The sequence below is a fragment of the Pseudomonas fluorescens genome, from assembly GCF_001623525.1.
Classification (GTDB): Bacteria; Pseudomonadota; Gammaproteobacteria; order Pseudomonadales; family Pseudomonadaceae; genus Aquipseudomonas; species Aquipseudomonas fluorescens_Q.
Map to the genome: position 1 here is coordinate 3,295,804 of NZ_CP015225.1, position 19,511 is coordinate 3,315,314.

Here is a 19,511-nt window from a genome sequence, read left to right on the forward strand (position 1 = left end):
TCATGAAGAAGCTGTGTTTGCTGGGCCTGTTTGTCAGTCTGGCCAGTCAATCCGTATTAGCCGACAACCTGCCAGCCCCCATAGAGAACAAGGATGCGTTCATCAGCAACCTGATGAAGCAGATGACCCTCGAAGAGAAGATCGGCCAATTGCGTCTGATCAGCATCGGCCCGGAAATGCCTCGGGAGATGATCCGCAAGGAAATCGCGGCCGGCAACATCGGTGGCACGTTCAACTCCATCACTCGCGATGAAAACCGTCCGATGCAGGACGCGGCCATGCGCAGCCGGTTGAAGATCCCGATGTTCTTCGCCTATGACGTGATCCACGGCCACCGCACGATTTTCCCGATCCCCCTGGCCTTGGCCTCGAGCTGGGACATGGACGCCATCTACCGCTCCGGGCGCGTTGCAGCCCAGGAAGCCGCGGCCGACAGCCTGGACATTACCTTCGCGCCGATGGTCGACATTTCCCGCGACCCGCGCTGGGGCCGGACCTCCGAAGGCTTTGGCGAAGACACCTACCTGGTGTCGCGCATCGCCGGGGTGATGGTCAAGGCTTTCCAGGGCAACGGCGCCAACGCGGCCGACAGCATCATGGCCAGCGTCAAGCACTTCGCCCTGTACGGCGCGGTGGAAGGCGGCCGGGACTACAACACCGTGGACATGAGTCCGCTGAAAATGTACCAGGACTACCTGCCACCCTACCGCGCCGCCATCGACGCGGGTGCCGGTGGGGTGATGGTCGCGCTGAACTCCATCAACGGCGTGCCGGCGACCGCCAACACCTGGCTGATGAACGACCTGCTGCGCAAGGAGTGGGGGTTCAAGGGCCTGGCGGTCAGTGACCACGGCGCCATTTTCGAACTGATCAAGCACGGCGTCGCCAAGGACGGTCGCGAAGCGGCAAAACTGGCGATCAAGGCCGGCATCGACATGAGCATGAACGACTCGCTCTATGGCAAGGAACTGCCAGGGTTGCTCAAGGCCGGTGAAATCGAGCAGAGCGACATCGATAACGCCGTACGGGAAGTGCTCGCGGCCAAATACGACATGGGCCTGTTCAAGGATCCGTACCTGCGCATCGGCAAGGCCGAGGATGACCCGGCCGATACCTACGCCGAGAGCCGCATGCACCGCGCCGACGCCCGTGACGTGGCGCGCCGCAGCCTGGTCCTGCTGGAAAACCGCAACCAGACGCTGCCCCTGAAGAAGACCGCGAAGATCGCCCTGGTCGGTCCGCTGGCCAAGGCACCGATCGATATGATGGGCAGTTGGGCCGCTGCCGGGCGTCCTGCGCAATCGGTCACCCTGTTCGATGGCATGACCCGCGCCCTGGGCGCTGACTCGAAGCTGATCTACGCCCGTGGCGCCAACATCACCGGCGACAAGAAGGTGCTCGACTACCTGAACTTCCTCAACTTCGATGCCCCGGAAGTGGTAGACGACCCGCGTCCGGCCCAGGTGCTGATCGACGAAGCGGTAAAAGCCGCCAAGGATGCCGATGTGGTGGTGGCCGCCGTAGGCGAGTCCCGTGGCATGTCCCATGAATCGTCGAGCCGTACCGAGCTGAACATTCCTGCCAGCCAACGCGAGCTGATCAAGGCCCTGAAGGCCACCGGCAAGCCGCTGGTGCTGGTGCTGATGAATGGCCGTCCGCTGTCGTTGCTGGAAGAAAAGCAGCAGGCCGATGCGATCCTGGAAACCTGGTTCAGCGGCACCGAAGGTGGCAACGCCATCGCTGATGTGCTGTTCGGTGACTACAACCCATCGGGCAAACTGCCCATCACCTTCCCACGCTCGGTGGGGCAGATTCCGACCTACTACAACCATTTGAGCATCGGCCGGCCATTCACGCCGGGCAAGCCGGGCAACTACACCTCGCAGTATTTCGATGACACCACCGGCCCGCTCTATCCGTTCGGCTACGGCCTGAGCTACACCGAGTTCAGCCTGTCGGACATGGCCCTGTCGTCGACCACGCTGAACAAGACAGGCAAGCTCGATGCCAGCGTGACATTGGAAAACACCGGCAAGCGTGACGGCGAAACGGTGGTGCAGCTGTACATCCAGGACGTGACCGGCTCGATCATTCGCCCGGTGAAGGAACTGAAGAACTTCCGCAAGGTGATGCTCAAGGCCGGCGAGAAGAAAGTCATCCACTTCACCATCACCGAGGACGACCTGAAATTCTTCAACGCCCAACTCAAGTACGCGGCTGAACCGGGCAAGTTCAACGTACAGATCGGCCTGGATTCCCAGGACGTGAAGCAGCAGAGTTTTGAGTTGCTCTGACCTTCAGAACAGGAGCGAGCTTGCTCGTGATGGCGTCAGATCAGCCGCATCGACATTGGCTGACACTCCGCTATCGCGAGTAAGCTCGCTCCCACAGTTGTATCTGGGGGGTCGGGCTAGCCGCGTCGATCCAAAAGGTTCACCACCACCCGATCCACCAAGCCCCACACCCGCTGCTTGAAGCGCTTCCACAGCGGCCGACGCTGCCAGGCGTCGAGGCTGACTTGCAGGCTCTGGGCGAAGTCCCGCTCGAAACTGGCGGCCACTGCACCGCTGAGCCTGGAGTCCAAGGCTTCGAGGTTGGCTTCCAGGTTGAAGCGCAGGTTCCAGTGATCGAAGTTGCAGGAGCCGATGCTGACCCAGTCGTCCACCAGCACCATCTTCAGGTGCAGAAAACACGGCTGGTATTCAAAAATCTGCACGCCGGCCTTGAGCAGTCGCGGGTAGTAACGGTGCCCGGCGTAGCGCACGGACGGGTGATCGGTGCGTGGGCCGGTCAGCAGCAGGCGCACGTCAATGCCGCGGGCGGCGGCCTTGCGCAAGGAGCGGCGCACGTTCCAGGTCGGCAGGAAATACGGCGTCGCCATCCAGATGCGCTTCTGGCCGCTGTTCAATGCCCGCGACAGCGATTGCAGGATGTCGCGATGCTGGCGGGCGTCGGCATACGCCACCCGCCCCATGCCCTCGCCCACCGGCGGTACGCGCGGCAGGCGCGGCAAGCCGAAGTTGGACGCCGGTTTCCAGGCTCGCCGATGGCGGTTGGCGAGCCACTGGCGGTCGAACAGCAACTGCCAGTCGAGCACCAGCGGGCCGACGATTTCCACCATCACTTCGTGCCACTCACTGCGGTCGTCGAGGGGGTTCCAGAATTCATCGGTCACCCCGGTGCCACCGACCACAGCCAGGCGTTGGTCCACCAACAGCAGCTTGCGGTGATCCCGGTAAAGGTTGCGCACCCAGCGGCGCCAGCTCAGGCGATTGTAGAAACGTAACTCCACCCCAGCCTCGGTCAGACGCTTGCGCAAGGCCAGGGTGAACGCCAGGCTGCCATAGTCATCGAACAGGCACCGCACGCGAACGCCACGCTCGGCGGCCTGCACCAGCGCCTGAACCATCGCCTCGGCGCAAGCGCCCGCTTCCACCAGATAGAGCTCCAGCTCGACCTGTTCCTGGGCTCGAGCGATTTCCACCAGCATGCGCGGGAAGAACTGCGGACCATCGATCAACAGCTCGAAGCGATTGCCTTCACGCCAGGGAAAAACCGCGCCGCTCATGTCAGCGCGCCGTGAAAATCAGCACCGCATTCACCGGCACCGAGAGGCTAATGGCCGACAACCCGGCCAGGTTTCGCAGCTTTTCCAGCCCCGGCGCCAGATCGAAATCCGCCGCGTTGAGCACCACCGGTTCCAGGGTCACCACTTGGAAGCGGCGCTCATCCAAGCGCGTCGCCAGCAGTTCGACGTTGTATTCGTGCTGCTTGCCGTGCAGGTTCACCGTCAGCGGCAGGCGCAATTCCAACTGCGCACCGTTGGCCAGGTCCTGGATCGGTGCCAGGTCGATCTTGGCGGTGACAGTGGCGTCGGCAAATTGCTTGATCTCGAACAGCTCGGCCCGCATGCGCTCATCGCGCAGGGGAATGCCGCTGTTGATGGATTCCAGCTCCACTTCCAGGCGTGCCAAGCCCTCGGGCTGGACCTGACCGTGCAGCACCAGGAATCGCTGGACCTCGGAGACGTTGCCATTTTTACTGCTGATAAACGACAGCCGCGACGACTCGCCGTCCAGGTACCAGTCGGCCTGGGCTGGCAACGCGGCGCCGGCCAGCAGCAAGCTGACGGCAGCGTGAGGGAAAAACCGCTTGAACATACACACTCGCAGGGCACATAAACTTGTGGCGAACCTTAACCGCGCCGAGGGCGCTTGCAAACTGTCTGTTTCAACAACTGTCCTGCTCGCCACATACCTCCGTGGCGAGGGAGCTTGCTCCCGCTGGTCTGCGAAGCAGCCCCAACATCGCGACAGGTTAAAGCTTTGCGAGCGCTGCGCACTCGAGCGGGAGCAAGCTCCCTCGCCACAACAGCGGTCGTTGCAGGCCCATCTCAAGGCTCCAACCGACACCCCATCCGCGCGCCCACCCACCGCGCACTGTGGCTACGTCCCAACCCGCTGACGGTAATGCGTTTCGCTTCAGCGGTTTCGAGAAAGTCGCTGATGGGCACCGCCTGCTTCACATAGCCACGGCAATAGTCCGCCGGTTGCTCCATCACATAGCGGCACGAGCAGTATTCCTTGGCGGTGTAGGCACTGATGATGTCGGGGAAGGCCCGCAATGCCACCCGCTCCAGCCAGACCCAACCGAGCAGGACAATGAGTAGCACCGACAGCAAGGTAAGCAAGATCTTGCGCTTCATGGCTGCCCTCTCCCGACAAACGCCGCCATGGCGCGCTTGAGCAGTTCGTTATGGCGATAGCTGCCGTCGCGGTCGTCGCCGTAGCGCACGATCACCAGTTTGGCGCTGGGGATGACGTACAGCGCCTGGCCCCAATGACCCAGCGCGGCAAAGGTATCCGGCGGCGCATCGGGCCAAGGATGGATGGCCGGATCGGTGGCGCGGTTGAGCCACCAATGCCCGCCGGGTACGGCTTCGTCCTGGCCGGCCTGGAAGTGGGCGAAAGGTTCGCGATTGAAGGCGACCCATTCTTTGGGAATCAGTTGCCGTTCGCCCCAGCGACCGTCCCGTTGCATCAGCAACCCGACACGCGCCAGGTCCCGCGCCGTGAGGTAGGCATAGGACGAACCGACGAACGTGCCGCTGGCGTCGGTTTCCCAGGTGGCATGGCGGATGCCCAGGGGCTCGAACAAGGCCGTCCAAGGGTAGTCGGGGTAGCGCGCCGGGCCGACGATGGTTTTCAAGGCCGCCGCCAGCACGTTGCTGTCACCGCTGGAATAACGGAACGCCCGCCCCGGCGGGCTGGCGCTTTCATGCTGCGCAGTGAACGCCGCCATGTCACGACGCCCCCGGGTATACAGCATGGCCACCACCGAGGAGTTGAGCGGCGCGTATTCATAGTCTTCCTGCCAATCCAGGCCCGAGGCCCAGTGGAAAAGATCGGCCAGGGTCAGGCCCGGGTGCCGGCTCAGTGGCGGGTAGTACTTGGCTGCCGGATCATCCAGGGCAAAGCGCTTTTCCCTGTAGGCCACGCCAAACACCGTCGCCATCAGGCTCTTGCTGATGGACCAGGTCAGGTGCGCCGTCTTGGCAGTGGTCGGTCCGGCGTAGCGTTCGTAGACCAGCCGACCGTCCTGGATCACCAGCAGCGCATCGGTGCGGACGCCTTCGCGGCTCGCATCGTCCCGGGGTGGGAAGGCGTATTGTTCCAAGGCTTCGATGGCCGACCCGCTCGGGGTCGGATCACTTGGCCATTGCTCACCGGGCCAGTCTTCGGCGTGGGCGCTCAGGGTGAGCAGCAGCGGGATCAGGAACCAGCCTTTGGACATGCTTTGGGCTCGCAGGGTTGAACCTTCAGAGCCTATGCAGACTTGATGACAATTTGAGTTTGTGTGCTCCCACCGGGCGGGTGGTCGTTTGGAGGGCTAGCCCAACGCCTTGGCCAACCGCTTGGCCCGCGCCCCTGCCGCAATCTCCATCACGCCTTTATCCCGCGTCCACATCTCGCGCCACGCCGCAGGCCCGGCGGCCAGGGCAGCGTTGAGTTCGCCATCGAGCCCTTGGAACTGCGCGAACAACCCGCCCAGCAGCACATGCCCGGCCACACTGGAAGGGTTATGCCGACTCACCTCCGCGCAGCCGGCGAGCAACGCCAGCAGGCGCAATTGCAACGCCTGGGGCCAGGCACATTCCTGCCCGACGCCATACAACCAGGCGGTCATCGCACTGAGCACATAAAGGTCTTCCAGGGTGCGGAACGGTTTGACGTAGGCGTCCCAGCCATCACCGGCCAGCAACTCGCACAGCGCGCCGTCGAGCAGCACGCGGCCATGGCTGATGTCCGGCATCAGGGCAATGGCGGGCAGCTTTTCCAGGGTTACGCCGGGCTCGCCCGCATAGGCCACGGCCAGATTCAGCCGTGGCGTTTCACCGGGCGCTTCGCAGCGAGCGGCAATCAACAGCCACTCGGCGGCGTCGCCGGCGGTGACGAAATCCTTGCGTCCACTCAGGCGCAAGTCGTCGAGACGGGTGTGCATGTCCGCCGGGCGCAGGCTGCGCTGTTCGGTGGCACACAAGGCGCCGAGGCTCTGGGGCGCACTGGGCCAAAGCACCCGCAGCGCCGCCTGATACCCCACCAGGAACGCCAGCCCCGGTGTCGCCATCAACCGCGCCCCGGTTACGGCCAGCTCGAACGGCGTCACCGGTCCCAGGCGTTGCAACAACGCTGAATAACCTTCGGCCAGGTCCGGATGGGCGGGCAGGCGCTCGCCACGTTCGATCAGGGTTTGCCAGGGCATAAGAGGCTCCTCGAGGGCTGTCATATAAGCATCACCAAAGCTTCATGGCGATGACACCAGGGCTACATAGCCTGACTTTGCACAACATGGCTGCATAAAGAAAGTCGATTGGCTGCAACTGAACAGCCCGCACGGAGATTCGCTATGACCCAGATCGCCCGCATCAGCGACACCGGCAATGAACGCCGCCTGCAAGCCGAACGCCTGATCGGCGCCCAAGCCTTGCAAGAAGCACAGGCCCTGCGTTTCAACGTCTTCAGCGGCGAATTCAACGCCAAGCTCAAGGGCGCGGAAATGGGTCTGGACATGGATGACTATGATGTTCACTGCGCCCACATCGGCGTACGCGACCTGAACACCGGCCGCCTCGTGGCCACCACGCGCCTGCTCGACCACCAGGCAGCCAGCAGCCTGGGCCGATTCTACAGCGAAGAAGAATTCAGCCTTCACGGCCTGGTCCATCTCAAGGGCCCGATCCTGGAAATCGGCCGTACCTGCGTCGACCCGGCCTACCGCAACGGTGGCACCATCGCGGTGCTCTGGGGCGAACTGGCCGAAGTCCTGAACGAAGGCGGCTACAGCTACCTGATGGGCTGCGCGAGCATTCCGATGCAGGACGGCGGTATCCAGGCCCAGGCGATCATGCAGCGCCTGCGCGAACGCTACCTGTGCACCGAACACCTGCAAGCCGTGCCGAAAAAACCGCTGCCGACCCTGGACGTGCCCTCCAACGTCATCGCTGAAATGCCGCCACTGCTCAAGGCCTACATGCGCCTGGGCGCGAAGATTTGTGGCGAACCGTGCTGGGACGAGGATTTCCAGGTGGCCGACGTGTTCATCCTGCTCAAGCGCGACGAGCTGTGCCCGCGCTACGCTCGCCACTTCAAGGCAGCGGTCTGATGAGCCGGCTGCGGGTGTACGCGCGAATCGCGCGAGTATTGCTGGTAGTGGCGCTGGGCCTGAGCATGGCCAGCGTGTTCGGCCTGTTCGAACGTGCAGGAATCGCCAACTCGATGGTCCGTCGCCAGCGCTGGTCGCGGTTCTTCATGGCACGGTTGAGCCGCGCCCTGCCCTTTTCAGTCACCGTCCACGGTCAACTGCCGCAACAGCCGATGCTGTGGGTCAGCAACCACGTGTCCTGGACCGACATCCCGTTGCTGGGCATGCTCACGCCGCTGTCGTTCCTGTCCAAGGCCGAAGTGCGCACCTGGCCGGTGGCCGGATGGCTGGCAGCCAAGGCCGGCAGCCTGTTTATCCGACGCGGTTCGGGTGACAGCCAGTTGATCCGCAAGCAAATGAGCCGTCACCTGGAACAGGCCCATCCGCTGCTGATGTTCCCGGAAGGCACCACCACCGATGGCCGCTCCTTGCGCACGTTCCACGGGCGCTTGCTGTCCGCCGCCATTGACGCCGATGTGGCGTTGCAACCGGTGGCGATCCGTTACCTGCGCAACGGTGAACCGGATTCACTGGCGCCGTTCATTGGCGATGATGATCTGCTGTCGCACTTGATGCGTTTGTTTGCCAATGATAGGGGTGAGGTGGAAATCCATCTGCTGGAACCGATTGCCTGCCACGGCCAGGAACGCGCAGCGCTGGCATTCCAGGCGCAGCAGGCGGTACACAAGGCGCTGTTCGGGGCGCTTCCAGAGAAACAGCAAGCGCCGATGCGACCTGCTGCGATTGCGGCCTGATCCGGATCTCTGCGCAGCCCCCCTGTGGGAGCGAGCAAGCTCGCTCCCACAATTAGATCTGCGGCGTGGTTTGATTCAGCGCAAAATCCTGCAACTGCGGATAGAACAGCCGGAAATCTTCGCTCAGCGGCTCATAGAGCTCCATCAACTCCCTCATCGCCCCGGCCAGTTCCTCGGGCCGGGACAGGCGTCGGGAAATGCCGCGCAGCACCTGCCCCAACACTTCGAATTCCCGATAAGACCCCAGCCAGTCATCCGCCGCCATGTACGGCGCGATCTGTGCCAGGCGCCCCGGCAGCTGCGGTTCGGTGCCGAGTACCTGGTACACCCGGGCAGTGAAATCCACCAGCGGCCCTTCGCCGTACAACGCCCAGTCCCGGGCCAGGCAGTGGTCGAAAAACACGTCCAGCACGATCCCGGCATAGCGCCGTCGCACCGTGGAAAAACGCGACAGGGCAATGTCCACCAGGGGATGGCGATCGGTGTACATGTCGATGCGCCGATGCAGGGCAATCGCCGCTTCGATCCGTGGGTCGTAGAGCCCTTGCAGCGGGCCTTTGACGAAGTCGCCGTAGAGGCTGCCGAGCAGTTGTTCCCGGCCAGGGCCGCCGAGGTGAAGGTGCGCGAGATAGTTCATGGCCCGCAGCTTAGCACCGCTGAGTCCATATCGTTATAACCCGATATAGCGATTTGTTCGGCATTCAGATCAAATCCATATTTGTATATCGCGAAATAACGATTTAAGGTTCGCTCCATCGCGATATAGCGTTTTACTCATCACGAGCTGCCACCATGCCCCTTGACCTCGACGAAATAATAAAAGCCCTGGCACACCCAGTACGGCGAGACATCCTCAACTGGCTCAAAGACCCCAAGGTCCAGTTCCCCGAGCAGTTGCACAACCACGAATTCGGCATTTGCGCCGGACAGATCGACCAGCGTTGCGGCCTGTCGCAATCCACGGTGTCTGCGCACTTGGCGGTGTTGCAACGGGCGGGGCTGATCACCAGCCAGAAAGTCGGCCAATGGCACTTCTTCAAGCGCAACGAGGAAGTGATCCAGCAGTTCCTCAAGCAAATGAGCCAAGAGCTCTGACCCGACAAGGACCCATCATGCCCCTCTCACTCCTGATCCTGGCCCTGAGCGCCTTCGCCATCGGCACCACCGAGTTCGTCATCATGGGCCTGTTGCCCGATGTGGCGGCCGACCTGGGCGTGTCGATTCCTGGCGCCGGCTGGCTGGTGACCGGCTACGCCCTGGGCGTGGCCATCGGTGCGCCGTTCATGGCCCTGGCCACCGCCCGGTTGCCGCGCAAGGCCGCCCTGGTGGTGTTGATGGGAATTTTCATCATCGGCAACCTGCTCTGCGCCATCGCCAGCGACTACAACGTGCTGATGTTTGCCCGGGTCGTCACGGCCCTGTGCCACGGCGCGTTCTTCGGTATCGGTTCGGTGGTGGCCGCCGGTCTGGTGGCACCCAACAAGCGTGCTTCGGCCGTGGCCCTGATGTTCACCGGCCTGACCCTGGCCAACGTGCTCGGCGTACCGCTGGGCACCGCATTGGGCCAGGAAGCCGGCTGGCGTTCGACCTTCTGGGCAGTGACTGTCATTGGCGTAATTGCGCTGATCGGCCTGATCCGCTTTCTGCCGGCCAAGCGCGATGAAGAAAAACTCGACATGCGCTCGGAACTGGTCGCGCTCAAGGGCGCAGGCCTATGGCTGTCCCTGAGCATGACGGCGCTGTTCTCCGCCTCGGTGTTTACCCTGTTCACCTATGTCGCCCCGCTGTTGGGTGAAGTGACCGGCGTATCGCCCCGCGGCGTGACCTGGACCCTGGTGCTGATCGGCCTGGGCCTGACCCTGGGCAACATCATCGGCGGCAAGCTGGCAGACAAGAGCCTGGCGAACACGCTGATGGGCGTCTTCCTCACCATGGCCGTGGTGTCCACCGTATTGAGCTGGACCAGCGTGGCGCTGATCCCCAGCGAAATCACCCTGTTCCTCTGGGCCACCGCCTGCTTCGCCGCCGTACCGGCCCTGCAGGTCAACGTGGTGACCTTTGGCAAGGCTGCGCCGAACCTGGTTTCCACGTTGAACATCGGCGCCTTCAACATCGGCAACGCCTTGGGCGCCTGGGTCGGCGGCAGCGTCATCGACCACGGCCTGGGCCTGACCTCCGTGCCCCTGGCCGCCGGCGCGCTGGCCGTGCTGGCGCTGCTGGTCACCCTCATCACCTTCCGCCAGGGCGGCAATGCCGAGCTGGCTCCAGCCACTCACTGACTTCTAACCCCTTCCACTTTCGAGGTTTGTATTTCATGGCGACTATTTTCGACCCCATCAAACTCGGCGACATCGAGTTGAAAAACCGCATCATCATGGCCCCGCTCACCCGCTGCCGCGCCGACGCGGGCCGCGTGCCCAACGCGCTGATGGCCGAGTACTACGTGCAACGCGCCTCCGCCGGCCTGATCCTCAGCGAAGCGACCTCGGTCACGCCGATGGGCGTGGGCTACCCGGACACCCCGGGCATCTGGTCCAACGACCAGGTGCGCGGCTGGTCCAACGTCACCAAGGCGATCCACGGCGCCGGCGGCAAGATCTTCCTGCAACTGTGGCACGTGGGCCGGATCTCGCACCCGTCGTACCTGAACGGCGAAACCCCGGTGGCACCGAGCGCTATCCAGCCCAAAGGCCACGTGAGCCTGGTGCGTCCGCTGGCCGACTACCCAACGCCGCGCGCGCTGGAAACCGCTGAAATCGCCGACATCGTCGATGCCTACCGCGTAGGTGCCGAGAATGCCAAGGCCGCCGGCTTCGACGGTGTGGAAATCCACGGTGCCAACGGCTACCTGCTCGACCAGTTCCTGCAAAGCAGCACCAACCAGCGCACCGACCAATACGGCGGTTCCCTGGAAAATCGTGCCCGCCTGCTGCTGGAAGTGACCGACGCGGCCATCGAAGTCTGGGGCGCCGGCCGGGTGGGTGTGCACCTGGCACCACGCGCCGATTCCCATGACATGGGCGACGAAAATCGCCTGGAAACCTTCAGCTACGTGGCCCGGGAACTGGGCAAGCGTGGCATCGCCTTTATCTGCTCCCGTGAGAAGGAAGGCGACGACAGCATCGGCCCGCAACTCAAGCAAGCTTTCGGCGGCCCGTACATCGCCAATGAACGCTTCACCAAGGACAGCGCCAATGCCTGGCTGGCCGAGGGCAAGGCCGATGCCGTTGCCTTCGGAGTGCCGTTCATTGCCAACCCGGACCTGCCGGCGCGCTTGAAAGCCGATGCCCCACTGAACGAGCCTCATCCCGAAACGTTTTATGGAAAAGGTCCGGTGGGATACATCGATTACCCCGTACTTTGATCGTGTAACTGAAATAACAGAGCCCTGCCTCGAAAGAGCAGGGCTTTTTTATGTATTTAAATATTCGGTCAACTATCTAAACTTCCTAAAGCCCAGGACAATGTTCATATTAAGTCTGACGACAATGCCAAACAGCGCCGTCGATCAAACTTTAATACGCCTCATTTGAAAAGGAATTCAAGCATGACGAAGACCCTTGGGTACAGCCACCAGGACAACAATGGGTTTTACGAAAAAACACTCGCGCAGTTCAACTACGCACCGCTGGATGTTTTGTACAAATACATTGAGTCGCTGAACACGCAAGAACACTCGGAGATCCTCGACGCCCTGATGAAACAAGCAAGGCTGAACGATGGTGCCAACCAGCAGGTTCAAGCCTGGCAGCAGGAGCGCATTCGCCCAAACCGCACTCGCCTCATTGTAAAAGTCATCAACCATACCGAGCGGGCGTTTCCCGTGGGTGAAAACGATATCAACCTGGACGACGATGAACGAGATTTCTTGAGCATTCGTCCTTGGGACATCCTGGCCTTCAAGCTCGACTTCATATATTCCAGACAACTGGGCAGCCGCAGCAAGGACATGTACAAGAACGTCATGATGTTTGGCGACGACGACGCTGCCTTCCTCTTCAACTTCGGGTTGCGAGTCAATACGACATTCGGTGTGATTTCATCGACATTGACGCCTGTCCGGACAAACAGGGTGATCTCTGTCGGCGCGACACCCATCAAGTGCTCGACCCGAATCACTCACTCGGCAAATGAAGAACCCTACGGTTTCACCGTGGAGATCACGCTGACTTGAAGATGCGGCCCCGGCAGGTTCGTCTGGCGGGGTATCCAGCGGGCCTTTCGAATGGACTTTTTATGGTCTTTCACAAGTACGAAACAAATCACCTACAAAATTTGCCACCGATTGCCTATCAACCACGGTTGTGTCGGTTTATAAAAGCACCTTTGGATCTCAGGTATTGACATAAACTGACAAAATTACTCATTTTGTTTCATTTGCGCAGGCTGGGGCTCAGGCGCAGCATATCCAGCCCGATGTCTACCCAGCGCTCAGCCTCAGCCGCCAGCGCGAAGCTGTCGGGCGCCAGTAGCCATTGGTAGAGGATGCCGTCGATGTAGCCGTGGATGGCAATCGCCGCCCTTTCGGGATCCAGGTCATCCGGCAACTGACCGCGCTTCATCGCATTGCTCAACGACAGCACGATACGCACGTTGCAGTCGAGACTGACCTGGCGCCGCTGCTGGCGTAAATCGCACATTTCATCGGTGAATTCGCACTTATGGAACAGAATTTCATTAATGCGTCGGGTCTTCGGGTCCAGGGCAACTTGCTGAAACAATTGCACCAGCAGCTTGCGAGTACAGCCCAGCGGGTCAAGTTCCTCTTCATTCTCACTGGCGCGGGCCAGGTCATCGAGCGGCTCATGCAAGGTGTCGAGCATGGCCTGGAGCAGGTCCGCCTTGTTGCTGAAATGCCAATAGATGGCGCCACGCGTCACACCGGCCAGGGTTGCGATATCGGCCAGCGTCGTGCGAGCCACGCCCCGCTCGAAGAAGGCTTTTTCGGCCGCTTCGAGAATCTGGCTGCGAGTCTCCAGGGCTTCCTCTTTGGTACGACGGACCATGGCAGTAAACACCTCAATCAGGATGCATCAACAATGCGTAAGGATCAGCTAGATGTGAGGCGGCGTTTCTCGATGCGCGTCCCCGACCTCCGAATGCCTTTGTCAGGCTTTTGTAAATACGGATGGTACGCAATTTGGCTGTTTACAAACAACCATGTACGTAAGTATATTTCTTAGCATCCTACTAATTGCTTATCTTGCTCTTTTTCCACCTTCCACCTTTCGAGTGCGCCAGTTGCGCGCCTGGACCCGAGGATTTCCATGCAATTCAAGCCAGCTGTTACTGCCCTGGTCACTGCCATCGCCCTGGCATCGCTGCTCAGCGGATGCAAAAAGGAAGAGGCTGCACCTGCTCCTCCGCCTCCTCAGGTCGGCGTTGTAACCCTCAAGACCCAGCCCTTCACCCTGACGTCGGAGCTTCCGGGGCGCACCAGCGCGTTCCGCGTCGCGGAAGTACGGCCACAGGTCAACGGCATCATTCTCAAGCGCCTGTTCAAGGAAGGTGCTGACGTCAAGGCCGGCCAGCAGCTCTACCAGATCGATCCGGCCGTGTACGAAGCGACCCTGAAAAGCGCCGAGGCCAACCTGCGGTCCACCAAGTCGATCGCCGATCGCTACAAGCAATTGGTGGACGAACAGGCCGTCAGCCGGCAGGAATACGACACCGCCGTGGCCAACCGCCTGGAGTCGGAAGCCAATCTGCAAACTGCCCAGATCAATGTGCGCTACACCAAAGTCTACGCGCCCATCTCTGGCCGCATCGGCCGTTCCTCGGTCACCGAAGGCGCGCTGGTGAGCAATGGTCAGACCGACGCCCTGGCAACCATCCAGCAACTGGACCCGATCTACGTCGACGTGACGCAGAGTTCGGTCGAGTTGCTGCAACTGCGCCGAGAGCTGGAAAGCGGCCGTCTGCAAAAGGCCGGCGATAACGCCGCCATGGTCAAGCTGACCCTGGAAGATGGCAGCCTGTACCCACACGAGGGCAAGCTGGAATTTTCCGAAGTGTCGGTTGACCAGACCACCGGTTCGGTGACCTTGCGCGCCGTGTTCCCCAACCCTGACCACACCCTGCTGCCGGGCATGTTCGTCCACGCCCAATTGCAGGCCGGTGTGAACAGCGCAGCCATCCTGGCACCACAGCAAGGCGTGACCCGTGACCTCAAGGGTACGCCGACCGCTTTGGTCGTTGGTGCAGACAACAAGGTCGAACTGCGTCAACTCAAGGCCAGCCGCACCGTCGGCAGCCAATGGCTGATCGAAGACGGGCTCAAGGCCGGCGATCGCGTGATCACCGAAGGGTTGCAGTTCGTACGCCCTGGCGTGGAAGTCAAAGCCACCGAAGCCACTAACATCGATACCAAGAACCCGGCCCCCGCACAGGCAGCTGATAAAGCCGCCGGCGGCAAAGGGGAGTAAACCATGTCGAAATTCTTTATCGACCGTCCGATTTTCGCCTGGGTGATCGCCCTGGTGATCATGCTGGTCGGGGCTCTATCGATCCTCAAGTTGCCGATCAACCAGTACCCGAGCATTGCGCCGCCGGCCATTGCGATCCAGGTGACCTACCCGGGCGCATCCGCGCAAACCGTGCAGGACACCGTGGTGCAGGTGATCGAGCAGCAGCTCAACGGCATCGACAACCTTCGTTATGTATCGTCGGAAAGTAACTCCGACGGCAGCATGACCATCACTGCCACTTTCGAGCAAGGCACCAACTCCGATACCGCGCAGGTCCAGGTCCAGAACAAACTGAACCTGGCCACCCCGCTGCTGCCGCAAGAAGTGCAGCAACAGGGCATCCGCGTGACCAAGTCAGTGAGAAACTTCCTGATGGTCATCGGCGTGGTGTCGCGCGACGGCAGCATGACCCGGGAAGACCTGTCCAACTACATCGTGTCCAACATGCAGGACCCGATCTCGCGTACCGCTGGTGTCGGTGACTTCCAGGTCTTCGGCGCCCAATACGCGATGCGGATCTGGCTCGACCCGGCCAAGCTGAACAATTTCAACCTGACCCCGGTGGATGTGAGCACGGCGATTACCGCGCAGAACGTCCAGATCGCCTCCGGCCAGCTCGGCGGCCTGCCGGCCATGCCCGGCCAGCAACTGAACGCCACTATTATCGGCAAGACCCGCTTGCAGACCGCCGAGCAGTTCAAGGCAATCCTGCTCAAGGTCAACCCGGACGGCTCGCAAGTGCGTGTCGGCGACGTGGCCGATGTTGCCTTGGGCGGTGAGAACTACAGCATCAACGCCCAGTTCAATGGCGCCCCGGCTTCCGGCCTGGCAGTGCGGCTGGCGACTGGCGCCAACGCCCTCGACACGGCCAAGGCCCTGCGCAAGACCGTCGACGACCTCAAGCCGTTCTTCCCGCAAGGCCTGGAAGTGGTGTTCCCCTACGACACCACGCCAGTGGTGAGCGAATCGATCAAGGGTGTGGTTGAAACCCTGGTCGAGGCGATCGTCTTGGTGTTCCTGGTAATGTTCCTGTTCCTGCAGAACTTCCGCGCCACCATCATCACCACGATGACCGTGCCGGTGGTACTGCTCGGTACCTTCGGGATCCTCGCGGCATTCGGTTTCAGCATCAACACCCTGACCATGTTCGGCATGGTGCTGGCCATCGGCTTGCTGGTGGACGACGCCATCGTCGTGGTGGAAAACGTCGAACGGGTGATGAGCGAAGAAGGCCTGTCGCCCAAGGAAGCCACCAAGAAATCCATGGGGCAGATCCAGGGCGCCCTGGTGGGTATCGCCCTGGTACTCTCGGCGGTACTGCTGCCGATGGCGTTCTTCGGCGGCTCCACCGGTGTGATCTACAAGCAGTTCTCCATCACCATCGTCTCGGCCATGGCCCTGTCGGTACTGGTGGCACTGATTTTCACCCCGGCCCTGTGCGCCACCATGCTCAAGCCAATCCCCAAAGGTGAGCACGGCACGCCGAAACGCGGCTTCTTCGGCTGGTTCAACCGTACCTTCGACCGAGGCGTCAGAAGCTACGAACGGGGCGTGGGCAACATGCTCAAGCACAAGGCCCCGTACCTGCTGGCCTACATCATCATCGTGGTAGGCATGGTCTGGCTGTTCACCCGCATCCCGACGGCGTTCCTGCCGGAAGAAGACCAAGGCGTGCTGTTTGCCCAGGTACAGACACCGGCCGGTTCCAGCGCCGAACGTACCCAGGTGGTAGTGGACAAGATGCGTGAGTTCCTGCTGCGTCCGAGCAAGGATGGCGGCGAAGGTGATGGCGTAGCCTCGGTGTTCACCGTGACCGGCTTCAACTTCGCCGGTCGTGGCCAGAGCTCCGGCCTGGCATTCATCATGCTCAAGCCCTGGGAAGAGCGTAACGCTGATAACACCGTGTTCAAGATCGCGGGCCGCGCCCAGCAACACTTCTTCACTTTCCGCGACGCAATGGTGTTCGCCTTCGCACCGCCAGCGGTGATGGAACTGGGTAACGCCACCGGTTTCGACGTATTCCTGCAGGATCGCGCCGGTATCGGCCATGAAAAACTGATGGAAGCCCGCAACCAGTTCCTGGGCATGGCCTCCCAGAGCAAGATATTGGCCCAGGTACGTCCGAACGGCCTGAACGACGAACCGCAATACCAGTTGGAAATCGATGACGAGAAGGCCAGTGCGCTGGGCATCACGCTCTCGGAGATCAACAACACCCTGTCGATTGCACTGGGCAGTAATTATGTGAACGACTTCATCGACCGTGGCCGGGTGAAGCGGGTGTATGTCCAGGGCCAGCCGAACTCGCGCATGAGCCCCGAGGACCTGAAGAAGTGGTACGTGCGTAACAGCGCCGGGACCATGGTGCCGTTCTCTGCGTTCGCCAAGGGCGAGTGGGTCTACGGCTCGCCGAAACTGGCGCGTTACAACGGCGTGGAAGCGATGGAGATCCTCGGTACCCCGGCACCGGGTTATTCCACCGGTGAAGCCATGGCCGAAGTCGAAACCATCGCCAAGAAGCTGCCGGCCGGTGTTGGTATTTCCTGGACGGGCCTGTCCTATGAGGAACGCCTGTCGGGTTCCCAGGCACCAGCGTTGTACGCCTTGTCGCTGCTGATGGTGTTCTTGTGCCTGGCAGCGTTGTATGAAAGTTGGTCGATTCCGATCGCGGTCATGCTCGTGGTCCCACTGGGCATCATCGGTGCCCTGATGGCGACCAGCCTGCGCGGCCTGTCCAACGACGTGTACTTCCAGGTGGGCTTGTTGACAACCATTGGCTTGGCGGCGAAAAACGCCATCCTGATCGTCGAGTTTGCCAAGGAACTTCACGAGCAGGGCCGCACGCTGATGGAAGCCGCCATCGAAGCCTGTAGGATGCGTCTGAGACCGATCATCATGACGTCCCTGGCGTTCATCCTCGGCGTGGTCCCACTGGCGATTTCCACTGGTGCAGGTTCGGGCAGCCAGCACGCCATCGGTACCGGTGTGATCGGCGGTATGTTGACCGCCACCATCCTGGCGATCTTCTGGGTGCCATTGTTCTTCGTGACCGTGTCGTCGATAGGCCGTCGAAAAAATACCGACGAGCACGACACTCCTGAAACTTCCAAAGAGGCTGGCCAATGAGCAAGTCGCTACTCTCCCTGACCATCGCCGCCGTCGTGCTCAGCGGTTGCTCGCTGATCCCCGACTATCAGCGGCCCGAAGCACCGGTCGCGGCGCAATACCCGCAAGGGCCGGCCTACGAGGCGGCCAATGCGCCCGGCCAGGCCGCCGCCGAGCAAGGCTGGAAACAGTTTTTCCATGACCCGGCGTTGCAACAGCTGATCCAGGTCGCCTTGGAAAACAACCGCGACCTGCGTGTCGCGGCGCTGAACATCGATGCCTATGCCGCCCAATACCGTATCCAGCGCGCGGACCTGTTCCCGGCCGTCTCGGCCACCGGTTCCGGCAGCCGCCAGCGGGTACCGGCACGGGCTTCGCAAACCGGTGAAGCGGCGATCAGCAGTTCGTATTCGGCAACCTTGGGCATCAGCGCCTATGAACTGGACCTGTTCGGTCGGGTTCGCAGCCTGAGCGAGCAAGCGCTGCAAAGCTACTTCGCCACCGAAGAAGCCCGTCGCAGCACCCAGATCAGCCTGGTGGCCAACGTCGCCAATGCCTACCTGACCTGGCAAGCCGACAAGGAACTGCTCAAGCTGACCCAGGACACCCTCGGGGCCTACGAACAAAGCTTCAAGCTGACCTCGCGCAGCGCCGAAGTCGGCGTGGCCTCGGCCCTGGACCTGAGCCAGGCGCGCACCGCCGTGGAAAACGCCCGCGTGCAACTGGCCCGTTACACTCGCCAGGTCGCACAGGACGAAAACAGCCTGACCCTGCTGCTGGGCACTGGCCTGCCGGCCAACCTGAACTCGCAACCGCTGAGCGATGATCTGCTCAGCGAAGTGCCGGCCGGGCTGCCGTCGGACCTGCTGCAACGTCGTCCGGATATCCTCCAGGCCGAACGCAACCTGCTGGCTGCCAACGCCAATATCGGCGCCGCGCGGGCTGCGTTCTTCCCGAGCATCAGCCTGACGGCCAACGCCGGCACCCTGAGCCCGGACCTGTCCGGCCTGTTCAAGGGTGGTTCGGGCACCTGGACCTTCGCTCCGCAAATCAACCTGCCGATCTTCAACGCCGGCAGCCTGCGTGCAAGCCTGGACTACGCCAAGATCCAGAAAGACATCAACGTCGCGCAGTACGAGAAGTCGATTCAGACGGCGTTCCAGGAAGTCTCCGACGGCCTGGCCGCGCGCCAGACCTACAACGAACAGTTGCAGGCCCAGACCGACTTCGTCGCCGCCAACCAGGACTACTACCGCCTGGCCGAGCGTCGCTACCGCATCGGCGTCGACAGCAACCTGACCTTCCTCGACGCCCAACGCCAGTTGTTCAGCGCGCAACAGTCGCTGATCACTGACCGTCTTGCGCAACTGACCAGCGAGGTCAATTTGTACAAGGCATTGGGCGGTGGCTGGAATGCCGAGACCGGCAAGAACGAACCGGTGAAAGAAGAAGCGCCGAAGATGAAATTGTTCTGATAGATGTT

17 protein-coding genes are annotated in these 19,511 nt (G+C 61.7%); 10 read left to right on the forward strand and 7 right to left on the reverse strand.

The genetic code is table 11. The features are described from left to right. Nucleotides 1–2 precede the first annotated feature (2 nt). On the forward strand, nt 3–2,294 hold the full coding sequence (bglX, locus tag TK06_RS14110; RefSeq protein WP_063322573.1) for a beta-glucosidase BglX: 2,292 nt from the start codon (nt 3–5) through the stop codon (nt 2,292–2,294). 116 nt (nt 2,295–2,410) lie between these two features. On the opposite strand, the gene TK06_RS14115 is transcribed toward bglX, so the two are convergent. The 5 genes from TK06_RS14115 to TK06_RS14135 form a co-directional block, all read right to left on the reverse strand. Next, on the reverse strand, nt 2,411–3,568 hold the full coding sequence (locus TK06_RS14115; RefSeq protein WP_063322574.1) for a phospholipase D-like domain-containing protein: 1,158 nt from the start codon (nt 3,566–3,568) through the stop codon (nt 2,411–2,413). A 1-nt stretch (nt 3,569) separates the two neighbouring features. Further along, nucleotides 3,570–4,160: a YceI family protein gene (locus tag TK06_RS14120; protein ID WP_063322575.1), complete on the reverse strand. Its 591-nt coding sequence runs from the start codon at nt 4,158–4,160 to the stop codon at nt 3,570–3,572. A 233-nt stretch (nt 4,161–4,393) separates the two neighbouring features. Beyond that, nucleotides 4,394–4,705 (reverse strand): hypothetical protein, encoded by a 312-nt coding sequence (locus TK06_RS14125; protein WP_063322576.1) that lies wholly within the window; start codon nt 4,703–4,705, stop codon nt 4,394–4,396. Then, nucleotides 4,702–5,793, reverse strand: coding sequence for a serine hydrolase domain-containing protein (locus TK06_RS14130; RefSeq protein WP_063322577.1), 1,092 nt, complete (start codon nt 5,791–5,793; stop codon nt 4,702–4,704). The genes TK06_RS14125 and TK06_RS14130 overlap by 4 nt, the downstream gene beginning before the upstream one ends. Before the next feature lie 96 nt (nt 5,794–5,889). Then, on the reverse strand, nt 5,890–6,762 hold the full coding sequence (locus TK06_RS14135) for a hypothetical protein (protein WP_063322578.1): 873 nt from the start codon (nt 6,760–6,762) through the stop codon (nt 5,890–5,892). A 144-nt stretch (nt 6,763–6,906) separates the two neighbouring features. On the opposite strand from TK06_RS14135, the gene olsB reads away from it, so the two are divergent. Continuing rightward, complete coding sequence (olsB, locus tag TK06_RS14140; protein WP_003198679.1) at nt 6,907–7,662, forward strand: L-ornithine N(alpha)-acyltransferase; 756 nt, start codon at nt 6,907–6,909, stop codon at nt 7,660–7,662. Continuing rightward, on the forward strand, nt 7,662–8,456 hold the full coding sequence (locus tag TK06_RS14145) for a lysophospholipid acyltransferase family protein (RefSeq protein WP_063322579.1): 795 nt from the start codon (nt 7,662–7,664) through the stop codon (nt 8,454–8,456). Before olsB ends, TK06_RS14145 begins: the two co-directional genes overlap by 1 nt. Nucleotides 8,457–8,508: 52 nt before the next feature. On the opposite strand, the gene TK06_RS14150 is transcribed toward TK06_RS14145, so the two are convergent. Next, entirely contained in the window at nt 8,509–9,093 is a 585-nt protein-coding gene (locus tag TK06_RS14150; protein WP_063322580.1) for an ACP phosphodiesterase, read from the reverse strand. Between the two features lie 155 nt (nt 9,094–9,248). On the opposite strand from TK06_RS14150, the gene TK06_RS14155 reads away from it, so the two are divergent. The 4 genes from TK06_RS14155 (at nt 9,249) to TK06_RS14170 (ending at nt 12,630) form a co-directional block, all read left to right on the forward strand. After that, on the forward strand, nt 9,249–9,551 hold the full coding sequence (locus TK06_RS14155) for an ArsR/SmtB family transcription factor (protein ID WP_030138446.1): 303 nt from the start codon (nt 9,249–9,251) through the stop codon (nt 9,549–9,551). A gap of 17 nt (nt 9,552–9,568) precedes the next feature. After that, nucleotides 9,569–10,735 carry an MFS transporter gene (locus tag TK06_RS14160; protein WP_063322581.1) on the forward strand — a complete coding sequence of 389 codons (1,167 nt, stop codon included), beginning with the start codon at nt 9,569–9,571 and terminating at the stop codon, nt 10,733–10,735. A gap of 35 nt (nt 10,736–10,770) precedes the next feature. Beyond that, nucleotides 10,771–11,820: an alkene reductase gene (locus tag TK06_RS14165; RefSeq protein ID WP_063322582.1), complete on the forward strand. Its 1,050-nt coding sequence runs from the start codon at nt 10,771–10,773 to the stop codon at nt 11,818–11,820. 183 nt (nt 11,821–12,003) lie between these two features. Beyond that, complete coding sequence (locus TK06_RS14170) at nt 12,004–12,630, forward strand: hypothetical protein (protein ID WP_063322583.1); 627 nt, start codon at nt 12,004–12,006, stop codon at nt 12,628–12,630. Nucleotides 12,631–12,829: 199 nt separating this feature from the next. Here the strand turns inward: TK06_RS14170 and TK06_RS14175 are convergent, their stop codons facing one another. After that, complete coding sequence (locus TK06_RS14175) at nt 12,830–13,462, reverse strand: TetR family transcriptional regulator (RefSeq protein WP_063322584.1); 633 nt, start codon at nt 13,460–13,462, stop codon at nt 12,830–12,832. Between the two features lie 261 nt (nt 13,463–13,723). On the opposite strand from TK06_RS14175, the gene TK06_RS14180 reads away from it, so the two are divergent. The 3 genes from TK06_RS14180 to adeC are packed head-to-tail and all read left to right on the forward strand — an operon-like array spanning nt 13,724 to nt 19,503. After that, complete coding sequence (locus TK06_RS14180; protein ID WP_063322585.1) at nt 13,724–14,881, forward strand: efflux RND transporter periplasmic adaptor subunit; 1,158 nt, start codon at nt 13,724–13,726, stop codon at nt 14,879–14,881. A gap of 3 nt (nt 14,882–14,884) precedes the next feature. After that, nucleotides 14,885–18,049 carry an efflux RND transporter permease subunit EmhB gene (gene emhB, locus TK06_RS14185; RefSeq protein ID WP_063322586.1) on the forward strand — a complete coding sequence of 1,055 codons (3,165 nt, stop codon included), beginning with the start codon at nt 14,885–14,887 and terminating at the stop codon, nt 18,047–18,049. After that, nucleotides 18,046–19,503, forward strand: a complete 1,458-nt coding sequence (gene adeC, locus TK06_RS14190; RefSeq protein ID WP_063322587.1) for an AdeC/AdeK/OprM family multidrug efflux complex outer membrane factor — start codon at nt 18,046–18,048, stop codon at nt 19,501–19,503. Before emhB ends, adeC begins: the two co-directional genes overlap by 4 nt. Nucleotides 19,504–19,511 lie beyond the last annotated feature (8 nt).

Coding starts and splice junctions, on each gene's coding strand:
- TK06_RS14150 (WP_063322580.1), bottom strand. CDS start 9,093: ATGAACTATCTCGCGCACCTTCACCTCGGCGGCCCTGGCCGGGAACAA.
- TK06_RS14135 (WP_063322578.1), bottom strand. CDS start 6,762: ATGCCCTGGCAAACCCTGATCGAACGTGGCGAGCGCCTGCCCGCCCAT.
- TK06_RS14175 (WP_063322584.1), bottom strand. CDS start 13,462: ATGGTCCGTCGTACCAAAGAGGAAGCCCTGGAGACTCGCAGCCAGATT.
- TK06_RS14155 (WP_030138446.1), top strand. CDS start 9,249: ATGCCCCTTGACCTCGACGAAATAATAAAAGCCCTGGCACACCCAGTA.
- TK06_RS14180 (WP_063322585.1), top strand. CDS start 13,724: ATGCAATTCAAGCCAGCTGTTACTGCCCTGGTCACTGCCATCGCCCTG.
- TK06_RS14170 (WP_063322583.1), top strand. CDS start 12,004: ATGACGAAGACCCTTGGGTACAGCCACCAGGACAACAATGGGTTTTAC.
- TK06_RS14115 (WP_063322574.1), bottom strand. CDS start 3,568: ATGAGCGGCGCGGTTTTTCCCTGGCGTGAAGGCAATCGCTTCGAGCTG.
- olsB (WP_003198679.1), top strand. CDS start 6,907: ATGACCCAGATCGCCCGCATCAGCGACACCGGCAATGAACGCCGCCTG.
- TK06_RS14160 (WP_063322581.1), top strand. CDS start 9,569: ATGCCCCTCTCACTCCTGATCCTGGCCCTGAGCGCCTTCGCCATCGGC.
- TK06_RS14165 (WP_063322582.1), top strand. CDS start 10,771: ATGGCGACTATTTTCGACCCCATCAAACTCGGCGACATCGAGTTGAAA.
- TK06_RS14125 (WP_063322576.1), bottom strand. CDS start 4,705: ATGAAGCGCAAGATCTTGCTTACCTTGCTGTCGGTGCTACTCATTGTC.
- bglX (WP_063322573.1), top strand. CDS start 3: ATGAAGAAGCTGTGTTTGCTGGGCCTGTTTGTCAGTCTGGCCAGTCAA.
- TK06_RS14120 (WP_063322575.1), bottom strand. CDS start 4,160: ATGTTCAAGCGGTTTTTCCCTCACGCTGCCGTCAGCTTGCTGCTGGCC.
- TK06_RS14145 (WP_063322579.1), top strand. CDS start 7,662: ATGAGCCGGCTGCGGGTGTACGCGCGAATCGCGCGAGTATTGCTGGTA.
- emhB (WP_063322586.1), top strand. CDS start 14,885: ATGTCGAAATTCTTTATCGACCGTCCGATTTTCGCCTGGGTGATCGCC.
- adeC (WP_063322587.1), top strand. CDS start 18,046: ATGAGCAAGTCGCTACTCTCCCTGACCATCGCCGCCGTCGTGCTCAGC.
- TK06_RS14130 (WP_063322577.1), bottom strand. CDS start 5,793: ATGTCCAAAGGCTGGTTCCTGATCCCGCTGCTGCTCACCCTGAGCGCC.